Genomic DNA, 20894 nt, shown 5'->3' with positions numbered 1-20894 from the left:
TTCAGGGCTGAATCAAGTCTGGGCTGGCGGGTGGGCCGGCAGCCTGACCTGCACACTCAATCCAGGCTGCGGCCGGCGATTGGCGAGTTCGACTTGGCCGTCATGCGAGGAGACGATCTCGCGCACGATGGCAAGACCCAGGCCGGTGCCTTCGCTGCCGGCCTCGGAGCCACGGAAAAAGCGCTCGAACACCTTTTCCCGGTCGCCGTCAGGAATGCCGGGTCCGGTGTCCTCCACCTGCAGCACGACCCAGCCCGCCTCGTGGCCAATACCTACCGTGACCGAGCCGCCTTGCGGCGTGTAGCGCAGGGCGTTGTCGACCAGGTTGACGACCAGCTCGCGCAGCAAGGTTGGATGTCCCCACACAGCCAAGCCATCTTCCCCGGACTCGAAGCCGAGGTCGATATTGCGCGCCAGTGCCGCCTGCGCCAACCCCTCGAGGGCATCCCTGGCCACGGCGCCGAAATCGACCTCGGATTTCATCAGCGACGCACTGCCCTGCTCGGCGCGAGCAAGTGAAAGAAGCTGGTTCGACAGGTGCGCCATGCCATCGACCGACATGTCGACCGCGGCCAGAACTTCATCCTTGGTGCCGATATCGCGTTCGCGCAGGCCGACGCTGACTTGCGTCTTCAACAGCGCCAGCGGCGTGCGTAACTGGTGCGCGGCGTTGGCGACGAACCGCCTCTGCGTGGCTATCTGGCGCTGGATGCGATCGAAGGCCTCGTTCAGCGCCTCGACAAGCGGCCGCAATTCGCTCTGGACGGTGTCGGCGGCGAAAGGTTTCAGCTCCGCAGGATCGCGCTCCATCACATCGTTGCGAAGCCGCAGGATCGGCGCCAGGCCGCGGCGCAGCCCGAAAACGCCGAGCAGGCCGGCAGCGGCGACGAGCAGCACCTGATCGCGCAGCGCCTTCAGCCACAGGCTGGTCATCAGCTTATCGTGCGCTCTCAGCGTCTGACCGACCGCCACCATCGCATTGCCCGGATTCTGCTTGCTAACGATAGGCTGGGCAATGGCAACCGCGTGGACAGGCTGGTCGCGAAACGTTGTTTCGAAATAGACCGGTTTGAGATCAACGGGCTGCCCTGGCGGCGCGATGACGTCGGGATAGCCGGCAATGACCTGGCCGCGCGGCGTCGTCACGCGGTAGACGACGCGGTCGGGCTGATCGGAGGCGAACATTTCCAGCGCCGCCGGCGGGATCGGCGCTTCCAGCACACCGTCATTCTCGCGAATGTTTTCCGCGATCACCCGGGCCGACGCCAGAAGGGTTCGATCTGTTATCAGATTGGCGGTTTCCGCTGCGTTTTTGTAAGTCGTCCACACGTTGAACGAGACGACCGCCGTCAGTGGCACGACCAGCCAGCCGAGCAGTTCACGCTGGAGGCTTCTGCTGGCCATCGTCTATTGGCCATCGTCGATTTTGAGGGCGTAGCCGAGACCGCGAAGCGTGGTGATGGCCATGCCGCTGCCCTCGAGCTTCTTCCTGACGCGATGGATACAAATTTCCAGGGCATTCGGGTTCGTCTCGTCGTCGATGCCAAAGATGTTCTCGGCCAACACGGTCTTCTGCACTGGCCGGCCGGCGCGCATGATCAGCGTTTCAAGCACGGCGTGTTCCCTGGCCGTCAGATGAAGCGGTGTATCACCGAGCACGAAGGTCCGCCCTTGTGTGTCGAAGGCGAGTCTACCAAACCGCACCATGGGATCGAAATTCGCCCGCCCGCGTCTGAGCTGCGCACGGACGCGCGCTTCGAATTCGTCGACATTGAACGGTTTGACCAGATAGTCGTCGGCGCCGCTGTCGAGGCCACGGACCCGACTCGATACGGCATCGTTGGCGGTGAGAATGATGACCGGCGTCGTGGTGCCGCGGCCTCGCAGCCGCCGCAGCACCTCGATGCCGTCGAGATGCGGCAACGCCAGGTCGAGGATCACCAAAGCGTAGTCCTGGCTTGCCAGGGCGGCATCGGCATCATCGCCGCGAAAGACGCAATCGATCACGTAATTGTCGCGCCGCAGCAGGCGCGCCAGCCATGTCGACAATTCGCGGTTGTCTTCCGCAAGTAAGATACGCATTTAATCCGTCTCGGCGCACGATAGCCACATCGCGAAAGAGTGCTTACATCATGGTCCGGCAAAAATGCTTTGGCCAATGTTGGGAGATGGGTTTTCCGCGGACCGCCGTCCCGCTTAGTGCCCTTCCCGGTAAATGACCATCCGATGTCGTAAATTCCGGTCTGCATTGCGCGATGTGCCGAAAATTAGTCGGTGCTCTTATGTTCCAGCTGATAGCGGCGAGCATGACGAATGGCAGCAGACTTATGCATTGATCAATATTGATCAATAGAGCGTGAAAAACGTGGGCAGAAAGCCGCTGGCTCTGAAATACTCGATCATCTCGATCGCGGGGAAGATGGCAAGGAAATAAAGCCCGTCATAGAACGTCCGCTTCAAGGCATGCGTTGAGAACTGCCGTTCGGCTTGGTCGGCAAACAGAAACGGGTTCGGCCAGAAGCGCGGCGTTCGCTCAGCATACGCCGTGTAAGCGGGGCCAAACTTTTGCAGCAGGAATTCACCTTCCTTGCGCGCCGTCACCCGGAAAACCACGAAACTGACCAGGCCCAATGCCGCGGCCACCACGATGGATCCATACATCAACCCGATGCCCACCGCGCCCAACGTGGAGAAGAAATAGAGAGGGTTCTGGGTCATCGAAAATGGCCCGGCGGAAATCAGTTCGGCGTTCTTCTTGCCGCCGACATAGAGAATGCTCCACAGACGGCCGCCGACGCAGATGAGGATGAGGACGCAGCCGAGCAGTTCGATGAGCTCGTGTCCGCTCGACGCTTCGCTCAGGAAAGGCTTGGCAAACAACAGCAGCACTATGGCGAGCACGGCCGCCACCTGGACAACGATCAGGCGCTTGTGCTGGTTGAACGCCTTCGGTGACGGCTTGGAAGAAGCATAGGTCATTGGTGTTTCTCGCGCGCCCGGCAAGCCTGTGGAACCGGGCAAAGGCATGTGCGCCCGGCATTAGCCACTACTCTTTCTGCCGATTGCTGGCGAGACGTCGGGCGCGTTTTTGTCGCTTCCGCGCCCATTCTTACGAAAATGTAAACTACGAGACAGATGCCGGTGAGGTCGCGTCCCTATGGTCGCTGTGCCGGTCGGCCTGGCCGGAGCTCGACGCCGGGAGACCGGCGCCAAACAGGAAAATCATCCCATGAACAGACTGGTTCTCGCTTTCGCGCTCACAGCACTTGCTATCGCCAGCCCGATTGCATCCGCCTCCGCCGCGCCGGCGCCTTGCGAAGAGACGCTCAAGACCCTGCGCGCCGCGGAAGCCGAAGCCAAAATCGGCGATGCGGACAAGGCGAAGGTTTCCGAGCTGGAGACCAAGGGCATCGAGCGCTGCAACGCCGACGACGACAAGCGCGCCGACGACTTCTTCGCTCAGGCCATGAAAATCCTGGGCAAGTAAGTCCACCCCCCTCCCCGTCAACGACAGGATACAGCCATGCTCTCGCCAGCCGCCCAACGTTTCGCGCCTGCACTTAACCGGGTTCCCGATGTCACCGTCGATTTCTGGCTGATCAAGCTCCTGGCGGTGACCATGGGCGAGACGGCGGCCGACTATCTCGCGGTCAATCTCGGCCTTGGTTTGACGGTCACATCGCTGATCATGACCGGCATCCTGGTTGTCGCCCTCATCCTGCAGTTCGCCCAGAAACGCTATGTGCCATGGGCCTATTGGCTTGCGGTGGTGCTGATCAGCATCGTCGGCACGCTGGTGACAGACAACCTTGTCGACAATTTCGGCGTGCGGCTCGAAACGACGACCATTGCGTTCAGCATTGCGCTCGCGGCGACTTTCGCGGTCTGGTACGCCAGCGAAAGAACGCTGTCGATCCACACCATCTTCACCACCAGGCGTGAGATATTCTACTGGCTGGCGATCCTGTTCACCTTTTCGCTCGGCACCGCGGCAGGCGATCTGGTCGCCGAAAAGTTCGACATGGGCTACCTCACCACCGGCCTGTTGTTTGGCGGCGTCATCGCGCTTATCGCACTTGCCTACTATGGTCGCAAACTGGACGGCATCCTTGCCTTCTGGCTCGCTTATATTCTGACGCGGCCGCTGGGCGCTTCATTCGGCGACCTGCTCTCGCAGCCGGTCGAATATGGCGGCCTCGGCTTTGGCACCACCTTGACCAGCATCCTCTTCCTTGGCTGCATCGTCGCCCTGGTTCTCTACATGAGCCTGAAGAAGGACGCCGACGAGGCCGACAAAATCCTGCTTGAATCGGAGTAGGAATCAAGCATCTGCACGCCCGCCGGACGCGACGAGAACGCGCCAAAATGGCAACGGATCCCTGCCGTGGATCGCCATCACAGCTATCGCGCTCACCATGGACAGAAGAATGAACTCCAAGAAATCCGGTTATAGCGGCCTCCAGATTAGCCTGCATTGGACGATAGCGGCGCTTGTCCTGTTCCAGCTCCTGTTCGGGGAAAGCATGACAATCTACGTCGATGCGGTAGCGGACGGACGCCGACTGTCGTCCAGCGAGCAGACCATGGGGTCCGCCCATTACTGGGTCGGCCTGGCGATCTTGTTGCTAGTGTTCGTGCGTCTGGCCGTGCGCCTCTTTATCGGTGCGCCCAAGCCGCAATCGACAATGCCGAAATGGATGGCTCTCGCCTCACGAGCAACGCATGTGCTGTTCTATGGCCTTCTCGTCGCCGTTCCCGTTTCCGGGCTTCTGGCCTTTTATCTCTGGCGCTGGATGGGCGATATACATGGCTGGGCAAAACCGGTGTTCATCGTCCTGATCTGCGTCCATGCCGGCGCCGCACTCTTCCATCATTTTGTCCTGAAGGACGCAGTGCTGCGCAGGATGTTTGTCCCCGCGCGAGATCCGGCCAGATGATTTCGGACCATTTTCAAAGGCCTCAAGCCGTGACGGAAAGGCAGCCCATGACACGTTCACGGCGAGTTTCGATCTCGGCTCATGATCCCATATTCCAGGAACAGGTATTTCTAGGAACGGGCGGCTGCCGATGCTAGCATGCCGCGCTGACAAAGCCTCGGCAACAGACCGGAACAGAGATGCGACTTCTCCTTATTGAGGATGATCCACGGACTGCCGACTACGTCGTCAAGGGACTAAGCGAAGCCGGGCATGTTTGCGACCTGTTGCGCAACGGCCATGACGCGCTGTTTGCCGCGACACGCGACGCCTATGACGTGATCATTGCTGACAGGATGATCCCCGGCCTGGACGGCCTGTCGATGATCAAGGCGGTGCGGGCCGCCGGCGTGCGGACGCCGGCGATCTTCTTGACCTCGGTCGGCGGCGTCGACGACCGGGTCGAGGGCCTCGAAGCCGGCGGCGACGATTACCTCGTCAAGCCGTTCGCCTTTTCCGAGTTGCTTGCCCGCATCAACGCCCTTGGCCGCCGGCCGGCGGCGCAGGAGCAGAAGACCGCCTTGCGGGTCGCTGATCTCGAAATGGACCTGATCATGCGCCGCGTCACCAGGCAGGGTCAGGCGATCGACCTGCAGCCGCGGGAATTCAGCCTGCTCGAAGTGCTGATGCGCGGCGAAGGCCGGGTGATTACCCGGACCATGCTGCTGGAACGCGTCTGGGATTTCCATTTCGATCCCAAGACCAGCGTCGTCGAGACCCATATCAGCCGGCTGCGGACCAAGATCGACAAGCCGTTCGAGACCCAGCTTATCCATACTGTCCGCAACACCGGCTACAGTTTGCATGCGCCAATTTAGCCTGCTGCGCAGCACGCCTTTCCGGCTTGCCCTGACCTTCGCCTTCCTGTTCGTACTCGCCTTTATCCTGTCCGGCGCCATCGTCTATCAGCTGATGAGCGCCGACCTTGCCCAGCGGCTCGATGAATCCATCAAGGAGACCTATTCCGTGGTGGCGGCAACTTATGCCGAAAGCGACCTGGAGGATCTGGTTGCCACGGTCGACAGCCATGCCACGCTCTCAACCAAGAAGGAGCAGCTGTTCTCGCTGACCGGTCCAACCGGCAATCATCTCGCCGGAAACTTCACCGCGGCGGACCTACCCGACGGCTTCTCGATGTTTGACGCCACCATGCCGGGCGTGCCGGTCGGCACCGTCTACCGGGCCTGGTCCGGTTCGGTTGGCGGAAACAATCTGACGGTCGCCTTCAGCCTTGCCGAGACCCAGGAGCTGGAAACCATCGTGCTGATGAGCTTCGGCTGGGGAACCCTCATCATTTCCGGTCTGGCGGTGGCCGGCGGCGCCTTGCTGGCGTCGCGTGTCCAGCGCCGCCTCGACGGCATTGCCGCCACCATGGTCGACGTGTCGCATGGCCGGCTTGACGCCCGTATCCCCTTGGTTGGCAACGGCGACGATATCGACGGGGTTTCCGCGCAGGTCAACGCTGCTCTCGACCGGCTGTCGGCGCTGGTCGAAGGCATGAAGCAGGTCAGCGCCAACATCGCCCATGATCTGAAGACACCGCTGAACCGCCTGCAGATGATTTTGGAAGCCTCCGCCGATAGGACCGCTTTGGGCGAGGAGGTTTCGGATGATTTGGCGGAAGCGCGCGCGGAAGGTCTTCAGATCAACGAGACGTTCGACGCGCTTCTGCGCATCGCCCAGATCGAGGCCGGCGCGCGCAAGGCGCGCTTCATCGATCTGGACGTCAATGGCGTCGTCGAGAGCATTGCTGAAATCTATGCCGACGTTGCCGAGGATGACGGAAAGTCGCTGACGGCAAAGATCTTTCAAGGCAAACAATGCCAGATCCACGGCGATTGGGAATTGTTGACGCAGATGTTCGCCAATCTGGTGGAGAACGCCTTGCGGCATTGCCCGGCAGGCACTGCCATCGAATTGTCGGTGATCCCTAGGGATGACCGCATTCTTGCGAAAGTCAGCGATGACGGCCCCGGCATTCCAACCGAGGAGCGCGAAAAAGTGTTCCAGAGGCTCTACCGGCTCGACAACAGCCGCTCGACGCCCGGCAGCGGCCTTGGGCTTAGCCTGGTGCGCGCCATAGCCGATCTGCACGGCGCATCCATTGCCTTGGAAGACCGTCAGCCCGGCCTCGCGGTGGTGGTCAGTTTCCCCGCTGCTAAATCGTCGGCTGGCTAGGCACCGCCCTCCAAGCTTACCAATCCGTATGAACCAGGCGACATGCCTGTAAGCTTGACGCGCGATAGTGGGTGCATTCGCCGTTCAACTCGAAAGGCCGCTCAAATGATCTCCGCTCATCGAAAAATCAACCGGATTCTGCCGATCCTTACCGTGGCGGCATGTCTGGGCGCTGCCGGCGCGCTCGTTCCAGGTTTCGGAAATCTGCCGGCGTTGGCGGCCGAAAAGGTCGTCCCCGCGGAAAAGAACCCTCCTGGCGACATTCCCGATACGCAGGTCTTCATCGACTATGTCTCGCCTCAAGGCTTCACCATGAAGGTGCCGGAGGGTTGGGCGCGGTCGGATCATGCGGACGGCGCCAGTTTCGTCGACAAGCTCGACGGCGTCGTTGTCTCCGCGGCGAAGGCGGACGCCGCGCCGACCGTCGACAGCGTCAAGGCGGACTATGTTCCGAAGCTGCAATCCACCGGTCGAGCCATCCGGGTAACGGCGGTCAAGCAGGTCAAGCTGCCGGCGGGGCCGGCAATCCGCATCGTCTACACGTCCAACTCCGAACCGAACGCGGTGACCAACAAGCAGATCCGCCTGGAGAACGAGCGCTACCTCTATTTCAAGGGCGGCAAGCTCGTCACGCTCGAACTCTATGCGCCAAAGGGCGCCGACAATGTCGACCAGTGGCAGTTGATGTCCAACTCGTTGCGGTGGAAGTGAGATGCACGCGCTGGACGCGCACGAACTCTATCGGTTCTATCACATCGGCGACGACGAGACGGCTGCACTGCGCGGTGTAAGTTTTCAGCTGTCGGCCGGTGAGATCGTCGCCCTGACCGGGCCGTCCGGCAGCGGCAAGTCGACCTTGCTGGCCTGCGCAACCGGCCTCGACGAGCCGGATGGCGGCCATGTCGAGGTGGCCGGCATGCGCTTGACCCGGCGATCGGAGGCCGAGCGCACGCGCATTCGCGCCGCCAATTTCGGCATCCTCCTGCAGTCCGGCAATCTGTTCGGCCACCTCAGCGTCGAACAAAACGTCCGTTTGCAGATGCTGCTGGCGGGAAAGCCGGACGAGAAACGACTTGGCGCTTTGCTGGAACGCGTCGGCCTGTCGCATCGCGCAAATGCATTTCCAACCGAGCTCTCGGGCGGCGAGACGGCGCGCGCCGGCCTTGCCGTGGCGCTGGCCGCGGATCCCCCCATTCTGGTTGCCGATGAGCCGACCGCGGAGGTCGACCGCGACACCGAATCAGGGCTGATCGAGCAGTTCGAGGCCAGACGCGAAGCCGGATTGGCGACGCTGCTCGCAACCCACAGCAAAGCGCTGGCGCAAAAAGCCGACCGGATCATTCGTCTGAGAGACGGGAGGGTCGAGAGTGAGTAGGACGCTCGTTGCCGGCAAAGCTCTTGGCCGCGACTTTCCTGATGGGAACGCCGGCCGGATCGCCGTTTTGCGCGATGTCGACTGCGAGATCGCGCTGGGTGCGCGCATTGCCCTGGTTGGACCTTCCGGCAGCGGCAAGACAACTCTGATGCATATCCTTGGCGGGCTGGACCGGCCGACGACCGGCGCCATCGAATGGCCGGGACTTGGGACGTTCGAGCAACTGCGGCCGCGTCAGGTCGGATTTGTGTTCCAGTCGCCCAGCCTGTTTCCCGCTCTCACCGCGGCTCAGAATGTCGGCCTGCCCATGGTGCTTGCCGGCGAAGCCGCGGCCGCGGACGAAACTGCGGCAGCACTGTTGGGCTCGTTCAGCCTCGGCGAGCTTGGCGACAAACAGCCAGAGGAATTGTCCGGCGGACAGTCGCAGCGCATTGCGATGGCCCGTGCGCTGGCCATAGGCCCCAAACTCGTTCTTGCCGACGAGCCGACCGGGCAGCTCGACAGCATCACGGCGCAATTGTTCTTCGACACTGTGCTGGATCACCTGGAGGGAACGGACATCGCGCTGGTGGTGGCGACGCATGATGAAGCCGTGGCCGCCCGGATGGCAACGCGGTGGACAATGGACCATGGCCGGCTGATTGCCGGGCGACCGAGAACCGAGGCGGCGTGATGCTGCTGTTGTGGATCCGGGGCGTTCTCGCCCGCCGTCTGCTGCGCGTCGCCGGTGCCATGGCAGGCGTTGCGCTGACCGTGGCGCTTCTGGCGGCGATGGCGCTTTTCCTCGCCAATTCCAGCACCTCGATGACGACCCGCGCCATATCGGCCGTGCCGATCGACTGGCAGGTCCAGGTGATTTCCGGTGCCGACTCGGACCTGATCGGCAAAGCGCTGATTGAGGCCGCGCCGGTCAAGGCCGTTCACCAGGTCCGCTATGCGGATGTCGCCGGTTTCGAAGCCCAGACCGGCGGCACGATGCAGACTACCGGGCCGGGGCAGGTCATCGCCTTCGACAGCTCCAATGAGGAAGATTTCCCGGCGGAAGTCCGACCACTTTCCGGCAAGACCGACGGCGTGCTGATCGCCCAGCAGACGGCGGCCAACCTTCATGTCGGCCCCGGCGACACGGTGTCGATCAAGCGGGTTGGGCTGCCTCCGGCAGAGGTGAAAGTCGCCGGCGTGATCGACCTTCCCGACGCGGATTCGCTGTTCCAGGCGGTGGGCCTGCCCCCGCAGGCGGCTCCGCAGGCGCCGCCCGACAATGTGCTCGTGCTGCCGCAGCAAGACTGGCAGCAATTATTCGACCCGCAGCAGAAAATACGCCCCGACACCACCAGGCTGCAATTTCACGTGCGGCTCGCCCACGAGACGCTGCCGCCCGACCCGGTAACGGCCTATACATTTGTCACCGGTGCACAGCGCAATCTCGAGGCGCGGACCGCAGGTCAGGCTCTGGTCGCCGACAATCTCGGCTCCCGCCTCGGAGCGGTCCGCGAGGATGCCCTTTATGCCTCCGTCCTGTTTCTGTTTCTCGGGTTGCCCGGCATTGTGCTGGCCATTGCCCTCACCTTTGCGGTCACCTCGTCCGGTGCTACGCGGCGGCGCACAGAGCAGGCGCTGCTCCGCGTCCGCGGCGCGACGACGAGAACAATCCTGTCCCTGTCCGCCGCCGAGGCCGCAATCGCCGCAGTCGGCGGAACCTCGCTCGGCATAGCCGCGGCGTTGCTCTTCGGCCGCATCGCCCCGGGCTTGCGCGTGACGGCAACCACGAGCGGTCCGACACTGCTTGTTGTCGCCTTGTTCGGGTTGCTTGTCGGTTTCATCGCCTTTCTGTTTCCCGCCTTGCGCGACACGCGCTGGGTAACTGTCAGTGCCGCGCGGCGTACCGTCACCCGCAACGGGACGCCGCTCTGGCAGCGCCTGTGGCTCGACATCATTCTGCTCGCGGCGGCCGGGCTCTTCTTCTGGCAGTCGGCAAGCACCGGATACCAGATCGTGCTTGCGCCCGAGGGCGTCGCCGCCACCTCCGTCGACTACAAGGCGTTCATCGCGCCGGCGCTGTTCTGGCTGGGCATGGCGCTGCTGACCGTGCGGCTGTCGGGCGCCATCATCGCGCGCAACGGCAGCGGTCTTCGGGCGATCATTGCGCCGGTCGCCGGACCCCTCACGGCTGTCGTATCGGCCGCGCTGTCGCGGCAATCGCGGCGCCTGACCATCGGCATCGCCATGACCGCGCTGGCGATCTCTTTCGCCACGTCGACCGCGATCTTCAACACCACCTACAACGCACAGGCGCGCATCGATGCGGAATTGACCAACGGTTCCGACGTCACCGTCTTCGGCACATCGGACAGGCCGGCCGGGTCACATCTGGCGGCGCTGGCCTCACTGCCCGCGGCGGCGGCGGCAGAGCCCATGCAGCACCGTTTCGCCTATGTCGGCGCCGATTTGCAGGATTTCTATGGCATCGACCCCCGGCACATCGAACGCGCCACGAGCCTTTCCGACGCTTATTTCAGCGGTGCCGGCGCAGCCAGCATGCTCGACCAGCTCACCCTGACGCCCGACGGTGTTCTGGTGTCGGAAGAGACAGTGCAGGACTTCCAGCTCCAGCAAGGGGATACGATCAATCTTCGGCTCATGGACGCAAGAGATCATCAGTACCATCCTATCGCCTTCAAGTTCATTGGGGTGGCGCGTGAGTTTCCGACCGCGCCGAAGGACTCCTTCCTCGTCGCCAACGCCGGCTATGTCGCCCGCATGACCGGGTCGGATGCATCCGAATACGTCCTGATGCGGGCAAAGACCGATCCGGCAGCGCTCGCACGGCAGGCCGTTTCGGCGCTCTCCTTCGATCCGTCACTGAAGGTCACCGACATCGGCCAGGCCGCGCATCTCGTCGGCTCGAGCCTGACGGCGGTCGACCTCGGCGGATTGACGACGATCGAACTGGGGTTTTCCGTCACCATGGCGGCTGCAGCCGCGGGCCTGATGCTGGCGTTGGGGTTCATCGAGCGGCGCAGAAACTTCGCTATACTCAGCGCCATCGGCGCCAAGCCCCGGCAATTGGCGGCCTTTCTGTGGGGCGAAGGCATCCTCATCCTCGTCGGGGGTTTCGGATTCGGTCTTCTGTCGGGCTGGTTGACGGCGTGGATGCTGGTGAAGCTGTTGACCGGCGTGTTCGATCCGCCGCCCGAAGCGCTGTCGATCCCCTGGGCCTATCTCGGGGTCGTGCTCGGCCTTGTCGGCGCTTCGGTCGTCGCCGCGGTCCTGTCGGCCAGGCCTTCATCGGGACAAGACGCCGAGCACCTGCGGGATCTATGACAATCCGTACCGGACTTACGCATTTGTAAAGTTCCGGCCATCTAGCCGAAAACTCTCCGGCCTAGGGTCGATCCCATCTTCTCTCGCTGAGAGAAATGATCCGGCAAACCCTACCGCTCCGGATCGTCACCGTTGCCGCTCTGGCGCCAACAGTCCTTTCGGCATCGCAACGAAACCAAACGGGAAAACCAAAATGAAAAAATCAGTCATCGCAACCGCAATGGTACTGGCCCTCGCATCCTCAACCGGTGCCTTCGCCAAGGCAGCCACCGGCACGATCGCAAGTGTCGACAAGAGTGGCGACTCGATCACGCTGTCCGACGGAAAGACGTTCATCTTGCCGGAAGGGATCGAGGCCGAGACGCTCAGGGTCGGTGAAAAGGTCATCGTTACCTACTCGACCAAGGCCGGCAAGCTGGCGGTTTCCAGTATTCATCAGGCCAAGTAAACCAGCAAAATAAAGGATCGGGCTGGCTCTGCCGGCCCGGTCCCCTCCACGCTCGGCGTCGCGATCCGCAAAAAGCCGAAGAAGGACGCAAAGCGCGCACGGCCGCTTTGGGAGCTGCTCGCAGCGTTGGAGGCAAGATCGGGCGAGTATGAGGCATCGCAAGCCGCCTGGTATGCGACGGCGGGCGACGAAGCCGTTCTCGGACGCACTGTGGAAGAGCGTGCCAACGTCGAAGACGTCAAATGGATCAGCAAGACCGAGTTCGGTCGGCTTGTCGAGATGGCGATCGGTGGCCCGGCGATTGCGGTAGGGCGAGCCCTTTTCAGGCATTTTCCCGGCGCCATAAGCGATAACCATCTGTATCAGCTGGTATGGTTCTGCTGGCATCGGCTGCGACCATATCTGGACAACAAGGTGTTCTGGGGTCGCCTTGGCGACGGAAAAATATCCGAGGTGCTTCAGGCTGCCGTGTGCCAAGGCGGCCTGGAGAGCGTTCTCGACGAGCACTTCTGGATTGCGTCGGGACAGATCGGCCCGTCACAGCTCCTCGAAGAGCTTGGATCGGCGCTGCACGCCTCGCTCGGCTGGTTCACGTTCAAGGCGCTCCCCTCCTCGGCGCCGCCAATCCGGCTCCGTTGCCATGCTGCCGTTCCTTTCAGCGGCACGGAAAGTAGCGACAACGAGGCGGCCGAGCGTGCCCTGATCGAGGAAGGAGAGGATCCGCCACTACGGTCCGAAGGGCTACGGCGTGCATTCAATACACCATTCTGGCCGCATGTCCTGGCCACCACGTCGATCGGTCAGGAGGGGCTGGACTTCCACAGCTGGTGCCGCAGGATCGTCCATTGGGACCTGCCTTCAAACCCCGTTGACCTGGAGCAGCGGGAAGGACGAATTTCGCGTTATGGAGGTCTGCTTGTGCGCCGGCCGCTCGGCGCGACGGTACGAACGGATGCCCTGGCTGGTGCGGCTTCTGGCAAGTCCCCTTGGGTTGCGGCGGCCATGATCGCGGAAGCCAGGTACCGCGACGGGCCCGGTCTGGCGCCTTGGTGGACCTTCCAGGACGCGGATATTAGTCGCCATGTCCTGGCGCTTGCGAAGAGCCGGGACCTTGCGCGCTTCGATCATCTCCAGCGCCAGCGACTGCTCTACCGCCTCGCGCTTGGCCAGCCCAATCAAGAGGATCTGATCAATCACCTGGCACGAGGAAGCGACGCCAAAATCCGCGAACTGAGTGCCCTCGCGCTCGATCTTCGTCCTCGCAAGCGGAACGGCAATGACACCGACAGCCCGCCAGACTGATACGGGAATGCTCCACAAGATGCGTTTACCCAGTCGCACACACCGGGATCGTTAGGGTCCCGCAGGAGTGAGGGGTATGTCGATCGGAATGCAAGTGTCGGGATCGAGCCCATAGACTGCGCGAATTCACGCTTCGCATCGGCAATTAGCTCGGCAATGTCGGACCTGCCGGTGAGCCATTTGAAATCGTAGCGAACGGTCCCGGCTCGAGGGTCCATTGCAAGGCGAGGTCAAACACCAGCATTCCGCCGAAGAAGTTGTTCACCAGCGCTTTGATGCCGGCGGCGCTTCGACCAGGCATGGCGCGCGGGAAAATCTGCTCGGTATCCGCTCGGTCCTGGAAGAGGGACAGATGGGCGATGAAGAGCGCGTTGCTTCAGGTGTGAAATTGCTTCCCGCCATCCACATGCCCGGTCAGCTGAAGATTCGGCGGCGCGTATGAAGTGCCGTTAGTTCACCGGGCCCGTCCCGTTCCGCCGGATGAACGGAGCATCCTTGCCGGTGATATCCTTCACCGACTTTAGCAGCTCCTCGTGGGTGTTTTGCAGCGCTCGGAAGTGTTCGCAGCTAGGCGATAGCAGCGGACGGACAACGCTCGTGCAGCGCTTCCGCTGCCACGAGGAAGCGCTCGATTTCTACCTGCGATAACTGCTTTGACGGTTTCGATCTAGCCATAGCGACCTCCGTTAGCAAATCGCCCTACCTAGGATTATCCTCCTACACTTTCTCGATGGTGTAAATGGCCGGTAGTCGCTACCGAGCGGTGAGCGAACACGTCGAAACCGTTAATAAGCCGTTAATTCTCAAATAGTTAACCGCAACCTGCAACTCTGTTGCCGGGGATAAAAGCTATGAATGAGCTTCACTTCGGCAATAATCTAGACGTGCTGCGGGCGATGCCAGCAGAGTCGGTCGATTTGATCTACCTCGACCCGCCGTTCAATTCGAATGCGAATTACAACGTCCTCTATGGCACGAAACATGGGGGGGCCTCCAAAGCTCAATCTCATGCGTTCGAAGATACATGGACTTGGGGCATAGATGCGCAAAGGGCGTTGGACGAGACAGCGGCGCGCCATTTTGAAGCCGGTGCTTTGCTAGATGCCTTTCAAAAGGTATTCGCCGGCAGTGACATGATGGCGTACCTGGCAATGATGGCCGTGCGCTTGATTGAAATGCGCCGCGTCTTAAGGCCAACCGGGTCGCTCTACCTCCACTGCGATCCGACTGCGAGCCATTATCTCAAGATAGTGCTCGATGCGATATTCGATCCCCGAAATTTCCGCAGCGAGGTCATTTGGCGACGCGGCGGCTCACACAATAAGCTTAGCAGGCAATACGGGCCAATCCATGACGTAATATTGTTTTATGGCAAGTCTAAAGATGTCACATTTACTCCTGGGGTCACGCCCCACAGCAAAGAATACATCGACGGCGAATTTCGATTTGCGGATGAGCGAGGAAAATATCGCCTGAACGAAATTATGGGGCCGGAGGTTCGAAAGGGCAATAGCGGCAAACCGTGGCGCGGCTACGACCCCACTCCCAGAGGGCGGCACTGGGCTATACCAGATAGCCTAAAGGAAATGATGCCGACCGACCTCCGAGACGCGGAGGTTCAAAAACAACTCGATTATCTATTGTCGGTCGACCTCATAGTTCTCTCGAAGACAGGAAGGCCGAAATACAAGCAGTACCCGACAAAGGGAGTCCCATACCAAGATATCTGGGCATTTCAACCTGGGACCAAAGGTGCGCTCTATGACAACAACGACCGCATTGACGAAGATGTGAAATGGCTGTCCAACGAAGCTGAAAAGCTGGGATAGCTTCCGCCTTCGCAGCTTTTGCTTCGACCTTGGCCGCAATTTTAGCCTGCTTGACCCTCCAGGCCTCAACGCGCTGATGCTCGCGCAGATCGTCGGCCATGATGCGCAGATGCTTCTCAATCAGCAGCAGCGCCGCCAGGCCGCCACAGAATATCGCAGCGACGCCGACGCCGACTATAGCGCCGATGGCTATGGCATTGGGATTGTTGGGCAAGACTGTCGTGCCCATCGCAACGCCAGTCAGTATGAGGACTATGGCGACGACGCCATTAATCAATCCGAGAATGCTTACCAGTAGACGGCTCATGAATTTCCCCTCCCGTTGTCTGGATAATCAGTGCCATCGGTCGGAGTTGTTGGCTAGTCCATTTCAAGCGGCTCGTGGACCGGCTCCTCGTGCGACATCACCCGAAGTCGCACATACTCTCCATCGGCTTCGGCCAGTGGGGTCTTTTCTGCGTTTCAGCCGCTGTACCGCCACAACTCAAAGGCCTTCTTGCCTATCTAGGTGACGAACCAGAGGATCGGCGTGGAGGCGAGCGTCACGTAAAACCGCGCGTGCTGCCAGGACTCGTTCGAATCCCTTCCGGGCATCACAAACTGGAAGAACTCCAACGCCTTTCCGGCCGGCGGTGTGGCGACGACGGGAAACCTACGCAAGGGATTCAACCAAACCGGCATGTTTGAGGCTTTCACGTCGGGATGGAGGTTCGGACGAATGTGGTCGGTGACGAGGTCTTACCGGAGGCCCAGAAGGCGCCGAATAAAATTGCGGATCATCTAAAAAAAGAACTCATTGCGGCACCATGCCCCACGACGCGAAGGCTGCGGCGGCGGCCTGCGACGCCGCCAGCGCGCGCTGCCCCAATGCTGTGATGCTGTAGATACGCCGAGGCAGGCCGCTCTCTCATGCGGCGCTCGCTCGGCTTCGCGAGATCTGACAAAGCCCTTGTCGGCCATGCGCTCCAAAGTGACGTAGACGGTTCCCTGCTTCAAAATTTAAGACTCCTTCACAAGCTCCAGCCCGTACATCTCCTTCGAGCGCAGCAGGCCAAGAATCTCGGCCTCCACGCGCGAAATGCGCGGCATATCGGTCATGATTACTAGCTCCAATAAGCACAATAATTAAGAGTGGCTTATACAGCTTGTAAGACTGGGTCATTCGTCTTTTCATCTCTTATCTGGCACATGCACGAAACCGGCAATTATCCCGGTGTCGAACGAGGACCGGCTCGATCGGCTGGTCGCGGAGCGCACATCGAGAGCCGGTATGCGGCGATCGTACTGGCAGGTTTCTAACAGCCGCTTCTGTTGAAATCTCATTATCAACGCATCTTGCCGATCTTCTTGCGCAGCCAGCCGGAGCCGATCTCCGCCAGCAGGACCAGGCGGATGATGACCAGCAGGATCGCGGCTACGCGGGTGTTCTCGAGCTGCTGCGTCGTGCGCTTCAAGTACCAGGCCATGCCGTCGCCGCCGAAGAAGCCGACCACGGTCGCGGCGCGGAAGGCGACGTCCCAGGTGTAGATGGCGATACCGGTGAAAGCGACGCGCACCTGCGGCAGCACGGCATACTGGAACACCTGCAACGGCTGGGCGCCGACCGAACGCAGCGACTCCACCGGCCCCATATCGATCGCTTCCAGCTCGTCCGAGAACAGCTTTCCGGCGAAGCCGATGCAGAACACGGTGAGCGCCAGCGTGCCGGCCAGCATGCCGAAACCGAGAATGGTGACGAACAAAATGGTCCAGATCGTCTCGTGGATGGAGCGGCTGCCGATAATGGCGAAGCGGCCGAGCGGATAGGCGATGCGCCTGCTGACGGTGATGTTGCGCACCGCCAGCCAAGCCAGCGGAACGGAGCACACGACGCCGAAGAAACCGCCGAGCAGCGACATTTCAAGTGTGCGAACGACCCATTGGACGAACTCGCCGTCGGTCAAATAGTCCAGATCCGGCGGGAAATAGCGCGTCGCCAGGATTTCCGCCAGCCTTGGGAAGGCGCCGAGAATGCGATCTAGATGGATGTTGAGGAAGTTGACCGAGTAGCCGAGGAAGACAAGCACGGCCAGGATGACGGAGAAACGGATGGTCGATTCCGGATGCCGATAGCGTGACCATCGACGCTTCGGGGTGGCTAGGGCATCGAGTGCGACGGACATGGATGGCTCCTTAGATGACCGCCTTGCGGGCATAATAGGAAATGACTTCGCCGATGGCGATAAGAACCAGCACAGCCAGCACCACCAGCGTCACGCCGCCATAGTTGAACATCGCCATCTGGCGAAACAGCACGAGGCCGAGCCCCCCAGCGCCGACTAGGCCCATGATGGCCGAGCGGCGGATATTGATGTCCCATTCGAAGATGATGGTGCCGATGATGACCGGCAGTATCTGCGGCACGATGCCGTAGTACATGACCTGGAACTGGTTGCCGCCGACGGCACGAATCGCCTCGACTGGCTTGGGATCGATGTTCTCGATCGCTTCGGCGGTGATCTTGGAGATGAAGCCGATGGAGCGCATCGCCACCGCAAGGATGCCCGGCAAGGCGCCGAGGCCGACGGCGCCGACGAACAGCAGCGCCCAGATGATCTCGTGGATGGAGCGGGAAAGCACCATCAGGAAGCGGCCGACGGGAAAGAAGATGTATTTGTTGGGCGTCACGTTGAGTGCGCCGAACCAGGCGGCCGGAAGCGAAAAGACGCAGCCGAGAATGGTGCCCAGTGTCGCCATCATCAGCGTTTCCAGCGCCGGCACTACCAGCTTGGGCACCAGCGACCAGTCGATCTGGAGGAATCGCATCAGCGTGCCGCCTATGCCGAGCGCGCCGCCCATGCGTGCCCAGTCGGTGTCGAACATGATAGTGTCCCAGAAACACCAGGCGAGCAGCGCCAGGGTGCCGCCGAGCAGCAGCCAGTTCTTGATTCGGCGGCTGCGCTTGTGGGCCAGCTAGGCGTCGAAGCCATGCTCGGCAATCGGGGCGGCGGCGATGCTCATCACAGCTCTTCCATGGCGTAGATCTCGTCGAGATCCTGCTTGCGCATGTCCTTCGACGAACCGTCGAACTTCTTGCAGCCGTCCTGCATGCCGATGATGCGCTTGCAGGTAAGCGAGGCTGCCTATGTGCTCGACGGACTATTCGATCAGGACACAATCCTCGAAATACAGGAGCACTTCCCCGACACCGGCGGCGCGAGCGATCACGTGTTCGGGTTGTTCGCCCCGATCGGCAAGCGCTTTGCGCCTCGGCTGCGCAACCTCAAGATCGGAAGTTCCACACGTTCGAGAAAGGCGATGCATACCCGTCGCTGTCGAACCACATCGGGGCACCGATCAACACCACTCTCATTCTCGACCACTGGGACGATCTTCTGCATCTCGCGGCGTCGATCACGACGCGATCCGTCGTGCCGTCGACCATCCTGAAGAAGCTCTCGGCATCGCCAAAAGAAGGTCAACTCGCCAGGGCGCTGCGGGAACTGGGTCGTATTGAGCGGTCTCTTCATGATCGAATGGTACTCGAGCCCGGCATTGCGCCGGCGCTGCCAAGCCGGGCTCAACAAAGGTGAGGCCGCGCACAAGCTCAAACGCGCGGTATTTTTCTATGAGCGAGGCGAAATCCGCGATCGGTCGTTCGAAAGTCAGGCCTTCCGCGCATCTGGCCTCAATCTCGTTGTCAGCGCGATCGTGCATTGGAACACGGTCTATCTTGATCCGGCTGTCACACACTTGAAAATGGCGGGCAGAAACATTCCCGAGATGCTGCTGAAGCACATCTCGCCACTCAGCTGGGAGCACATTAACCTGACCGGCATCTACACCTGGGACAGCGAGCAGCATCTCCCGGAAGGCTTTAGGACACTGCGCCTCCCGGTGGGGCTAAAGCGTGTCGCATGATGTTCATCATCCGTTCGACCTTAGCGACATGATGGCCGAATTCCTTAAAGCGCTTGAATACATTGTATAGGTTTTGGCCTGTGTGGCTACTGATCTCGCCCATGGTCGCGCCCTCTTTGCGCGCTGCGAAGGACACGGCGATCGCGGCATTCTCGCCCACGTTCAAGCCCCAGAAATCCTTGAATTTCATCTGCGCCTCCTGCCCTAATGGGCCGTTTTATGGAAGGAACATCCAAATAACGCAGGAGCATTTCAAGCGCTGCTACACCAAATCGCCCAAAGCCTTCGGACCTGCAAAGGGGACGCTCTCGGCGCGCCGTCGCGCCTCGCTCAGGCCGCGCCGATGAGCACCTTGCAAAAGGCCAATTGTCGATGCGCTTGTAGATGCCTCGCTTGGAGAACGCCGACAGATCTGCCCGGAACTCGGTCGCGGACTGGCCCGCAAGCTGGCATTGTCGAGGTACCCGATGCTCTATTCGCTATGGAAGCGCCGTCCGGTTTTCCGTTCAGTCGCAGGCGGCTCCCACCGACGACCCCGCGCTTCCGATATGGCGTTGCTTGGTGCTTACCGACATGTCGATCCAGCCTCGCCACTGATCGTAGATCGGTCCGCTGACGAGGGTGTAATCGAAGCTCATCGATTTCTTATCCGGAGCCACGACCGCAGACGGGAACTGAAGGCCGGGAGGATTGTAGCTCACATGCCCGACACTCTCGACCGCCTCTATCACGAAACCGGGCCGCGCCGGGACGACATCGTGGTAGGACTTGACCGTATCCTTCAGCAGGTCGTGGTCCTCCTGCGTGCGCTGCAGTGAGTCCGTCACATGCAGGACATCAGGTTGCTGCTCCTTCTGCGGTGGCTGTGATGGCTCGACTGCCTCGGCTGGAATGAAGTCTAAAAGCGAGATGATCGGAACGGCGAACTTCAGCCCGTTGACATGCTCGTCTTCGTTCATGGATATGCCGCCGAACACGACACCGATGACGCAGCCGCGCCGATCGACGACCGGACCTCCGCTGTTGCCCTTGTCCACGAGCGCGTTGGTGGTAAGCACGTCCTGCTCGATCGCCTCTATCCGTCCGTCCAGGAGATGGGTCGAAGGCAGCGCCAAGGGATATCCAAGGACGAAGACGCTCTCCCCCGCGCTTGGCGGCGTTCGTCGCATCGGCAGGACCGTCAAGTCCGGAGGCGGGATTTCGAACTTGAGCAGGGCGGTGTCGCTCCGATCGTTTCGCTTCACCAGCCGAAGCGCGTAGGGCTTGCCATTGGCCGTCTCCGGACCAAGATTCCCGCCGATGATCAATTGGGTGTAGGCTGCGTCCTGCGGGATCACGTGGTTCGCGGTAAGTAGGTATCCATTCGAGCTGATGACAAATCCCGTGCCGTCCTCGCCGTCCATGGTTCCGTCGGACTTGACCCCTACAGCACGGATGCGAATCACGCCCGGCGCTTCGGTCGCGTAGATCGCCGGGCCGGGGTCGTCATCCGCTGACGACATCCCTGGCAGGAGGAAAAGGCCCGCCGAAAAGACCGCGACGAATAAGCAAAGCCGATCATT

The 20894-nt window shown here is 61.1% G+C and carries 21 protein-coding genes and 1 pseudogene; 15 read left to right on the top strand and 7 right to left on the bottom strand.

The features are described from left to right. Positions 1 to 12 precede the first annotated feature (12 nt). From FJ428_RS21885 to FJ428_RS21875, 3 genes are all read right to left on the bottom strand, one after another. Positions 13 to 1404: a sensor histidine kinase gene (locus FJ428_RS21885; protein WP_140880137.1), complete on the bottom strand. Its 1392-nt coding sequence runs from the start codon at positions 1402 to 1404 to the stop codon at positions 13 to 15. A gap of 3 nt (positions 1405 to 1407) precedes the next feature. Beyond that, positions 1408 to 2082 (bottom strand): response regulator, encoded by a 675-nt coding sequence (locus FJ428_RS21880; protein ID WP_140880136.1) that lies wholly within the window; start codon positions 2080 to 2082, stop codon positions 1408 to 1410. Between the two features lie 264 nt (positions 2083 to 2346). Further along, positions 2347 to 2979 carry an isoprenylcysteine carboxylmethyltransferase family protein gene (locus FJ428_RS21875; RefSeq protein ID WP_140880135.1) on the bottom strand — a complete coding sequence of 211 codons (633 nt, stop codon included), beginning with the start codon at positions 2977 to 2979 and terminating at the stop codon, positions 2347 to 2349. A 250-nt stretch (positions 2980 to 3229) separates the two neighbouring features. On the opposite strand from FJ428_RS21875, the gene FJ428_RS21870 reads away from it, so the two are divergent. The 14 genes from FJ428_RS21870 to FJ428_RS21800 all read left to right on the top strand — a co-directional run bounded on the left by FJ428_RS21870 (position 3230) and on the right by FJ428_RS21800 (position 15730). Further along, a complete protein-coding gene (locus FJ428_RS21870) occupies positions 3230 to 3487 on the top strand; it encodes a hypothetical protein (RefSeq protein WP_140880134.1) in 258 nt (85 codons plus the stop codon). A gap of 36 nt (positions 3488 to 3523) precedes the next feature. Further along, positions 3524 to 4318 carry a hypothetical protein gene (locus tag FJ428_RS21865; RefSeq protein WP_140880133.1) on the top strand — a complete coding sequence of 265 codons (795 nt, stop codon included), beginning with the start codon at positions 3524 to 3526 and terminating at the stop codon, positions 4316 to 4318. Between the two features lie 109 nt (positions 4319 to 4427). Beyond that, positions 4428 to 4937, top strand: coding sequence for a cytochrome b (locus FJ428_RS21860; RefSeq protein WP_140880132.1), 510 nt, complete (start codon positions 4428 to 4430; stop codon positions 4935 to 4937). Between the two features lie 179 nt (positions 4938 to 5116). Beyond that, positions 5117 to 5794, top strand: coding sequence for a winged helix-turn-helix domain-containing protein (locus FJ428_RS21855; protein ID WP_140880131.1), 678 nt, complete (start codon positions 5117 to 5119; stop codon positions 5792 to 5794). Continuing rightward, positions 5781 to 7154, top strand: a complete 1374-nt coding sequence (locus FJ428_RS21850) for an ATP-binding protein (RefSeq protein ID WP_140880130.1) — start codon at positions 5781 to 5783, stop codon at positions 7152 to 7154. The genes FJ428_RS21855 and FJ428_RS21850 overlap by 14 nt, the downstream gene beginning before the upstream one ends. Before the next feature lie 105 nt (positions 7155 to 7259). Beyond that, positions 7260 to 7865 carry a hypothetical protein gene (locus FJ428_RS21845; RefSeq protein WP_140880129.1) on the top strand — a complete coding sequence of 202 codons (606 nt, stop codon included), beginning with the start codon at positions 7260 to 7262 and terminating at the stop codon, positions 7863 to 7865. Position 7866: 1 nt separating this feature from the next. After that, on the top strand, positions 7867 to 8529 hold the full coding sequence (locus tag FJ428_RS21840; protein WP_140880128.1) for an ABC transporter ATP-binding protein: 663 nt from the start codon (positions 7867 to 7869) through the stop codon (positions 8527 to 8529). Further along, the gene (locus FJ428_RS21835; protein WP_140880127.1) at positions 8522 to 9202 is read left to right on the top strand and encodes an ABC transporter ATP-binding protein; all 681 of its coding nucleotides are present in this window, start codon (positions 8522 to 8524) and stop codon (positions 9200 to 9202) included. Before FJ428_RS21840 ends, FJ428_RS21835 begins: the two co-directional genes overlap by 8 nt. Beyond that, positions 9202 to 11853, top strand: coding sequence for an ABC transporter permease (locus FJ428_RS21830; protein WP_181167371.1), 2652 nt, complete (start codon positions 9202 to 9204; stop codon positions 11851 to 11853). Before FJ428_RS21835 ends, FJ428_RS21830 begins: the two co-directional genes overlap by 1 nt. A 193-nt stretch (positions 11854 to 12046) precedes the next feature. Further along, positions 12047 to 12301: a DUF1344 domain-containing protein gene (locus FJ428_RS21825; RefSeq protein ID WP_140880125.1), complete on the top strand. Its 255-nt coding sequence runs from the start codon at positions 12047 to 12049 to the stop codon at positions 12299 to 12301. Positions 12302 to 12427: 126 nt separating this feature from the next. Next, positions 12428 to 13603: a helicase-related protein gene (locus tag FJ428_RS21820; protein WP_140880124.1), complete on the top strand. Its 1176-nt coding sequence runs from the start codon at positions 12428 to 12430 to the stop codon at positions 13601 to 13603. Between the two features lie 217 nt (positions 13604 to 13820). Next, on the top strand, positions 13821 to 14045 hold the full coding sequence (locus FJ428_RS21815; RefSeq protein ID WP_140880123.1) for a hypothetical protein: 225 nt from the start codon (positions 13821 to 13823) through the stop codon (positions 14043 to 14045). A 409-nt stretch (positions 14046 to 14454) separates the two neighbouring features. Beyond that, positions 14455 to 15432 (top strand): DNA methyltransferase, encoded by a 978-nt coding sequence (locus FJ428_RS21805; protein ID WP_140880122.1) that lies wholly within the window; start codon positions 14455 to 14457, stop codon positions 15430 to 15432. Positions 15433 to 15508: 76 nt separating this feature from the next. Beyond that, positions 15509 to 15730, top strand: a complete 222-nt coding sequence (locus tag FJ428_RS21800; protein WP_140880121.1) for a hypothetical protein — start codon at positions 15509 to 15511, stop codon at positions 15728 to 15730. A 1027-nt stretch (positions 15731 to 16757) separates the two neighbouring features. Here the strand turns inward: FJ428_RS21800 and FJ428_RS21795 are convergent. Together FJ428_RS21795 and phnE are read right to left on the bottom strand one after the other, a co-directional pair. Beyond that, positions 16758 to 17594, bottom strand: coding sequence for an ABC transporter permease subunit (locus FJ428_RS21795; RefSeq protein ID WP_140880120.1), 837 nt, complete (start codon positions 17592 to 17594; stop codon positions 16758 to 16760). A 10-nt stretch (positions 17595 to 17604) separates the two neighbouring features. After that, positions 17605 to 18324: a phosphonate ABC transporter, permease protein PhnE gene (gene phnE, locus FJ428_RS21790; RefSeq protein WP_263486907.1), complete on the bottom strand. Its 720-nt coding sequence runs from the start codon at positions 18322 to 18324 to the stop codon at positions 17605 to 17607. Between the two features lie 189 nt (positions 18325 to 18513). On the opposite strand from phnE, the pseudogene FJ428_RS21785 reads away from it, so the two are divergent. Beyond that, positions 18514 to 19332 (top strand): annotated as a pseudogene (locus FJ428_RS21785) (Tn3 family transposase); the annotation flags it as partial. On the opposite strand, the gene FJ428_RS21780 reads toward FJ428_RS21785, so the two are convergent. Together FJ428_RS21780 and FJ428_RS21775 are read right to left on the bottom strand one after the other, a co-directional pair. Beyond that, entirely contained in the window at positions 19289 to 19522 is a 234-nt protein-coding gene (locus FJ428_RS21780; protein WP_140880118.1) for a hypothetical protein, read from the bottom strand. The pseudogene FJ428_RS21785 and the gene FJ428_RS21780 sit on opposite strands and share 44 nt — an antisense overlap. A gap of 316 nt (positions 19523 to 19838) precedes the next feature. Continuing rightward, on the bottom strand, positions 19839 to 20834 hold the full coding sequence (locus tag FJ428_RS21775) for a serine protease (protein WP_140880117.1): 996 nt from the start codon (positions 20832 to 20834) through the stop codon (positions 19839 to 19841). Between the last annotated feature and the right edge of the window lie 60 nt (positions 20835 to 20894).

It is taken from the genome of Mesorhizobium sp. B2-8-1 (genome assembly GCF_006440955.1).
Lineage (GTDB): Bacteria > Pseudomonadota > Alphaproteobacteria > Rhizobiales > Rhizobiaceae > Mesorhizobium.
Note: the sequence above shows the minus strand (reverse complement) of the source record. Positions and strands in the feature narration are given on the sequence as shown.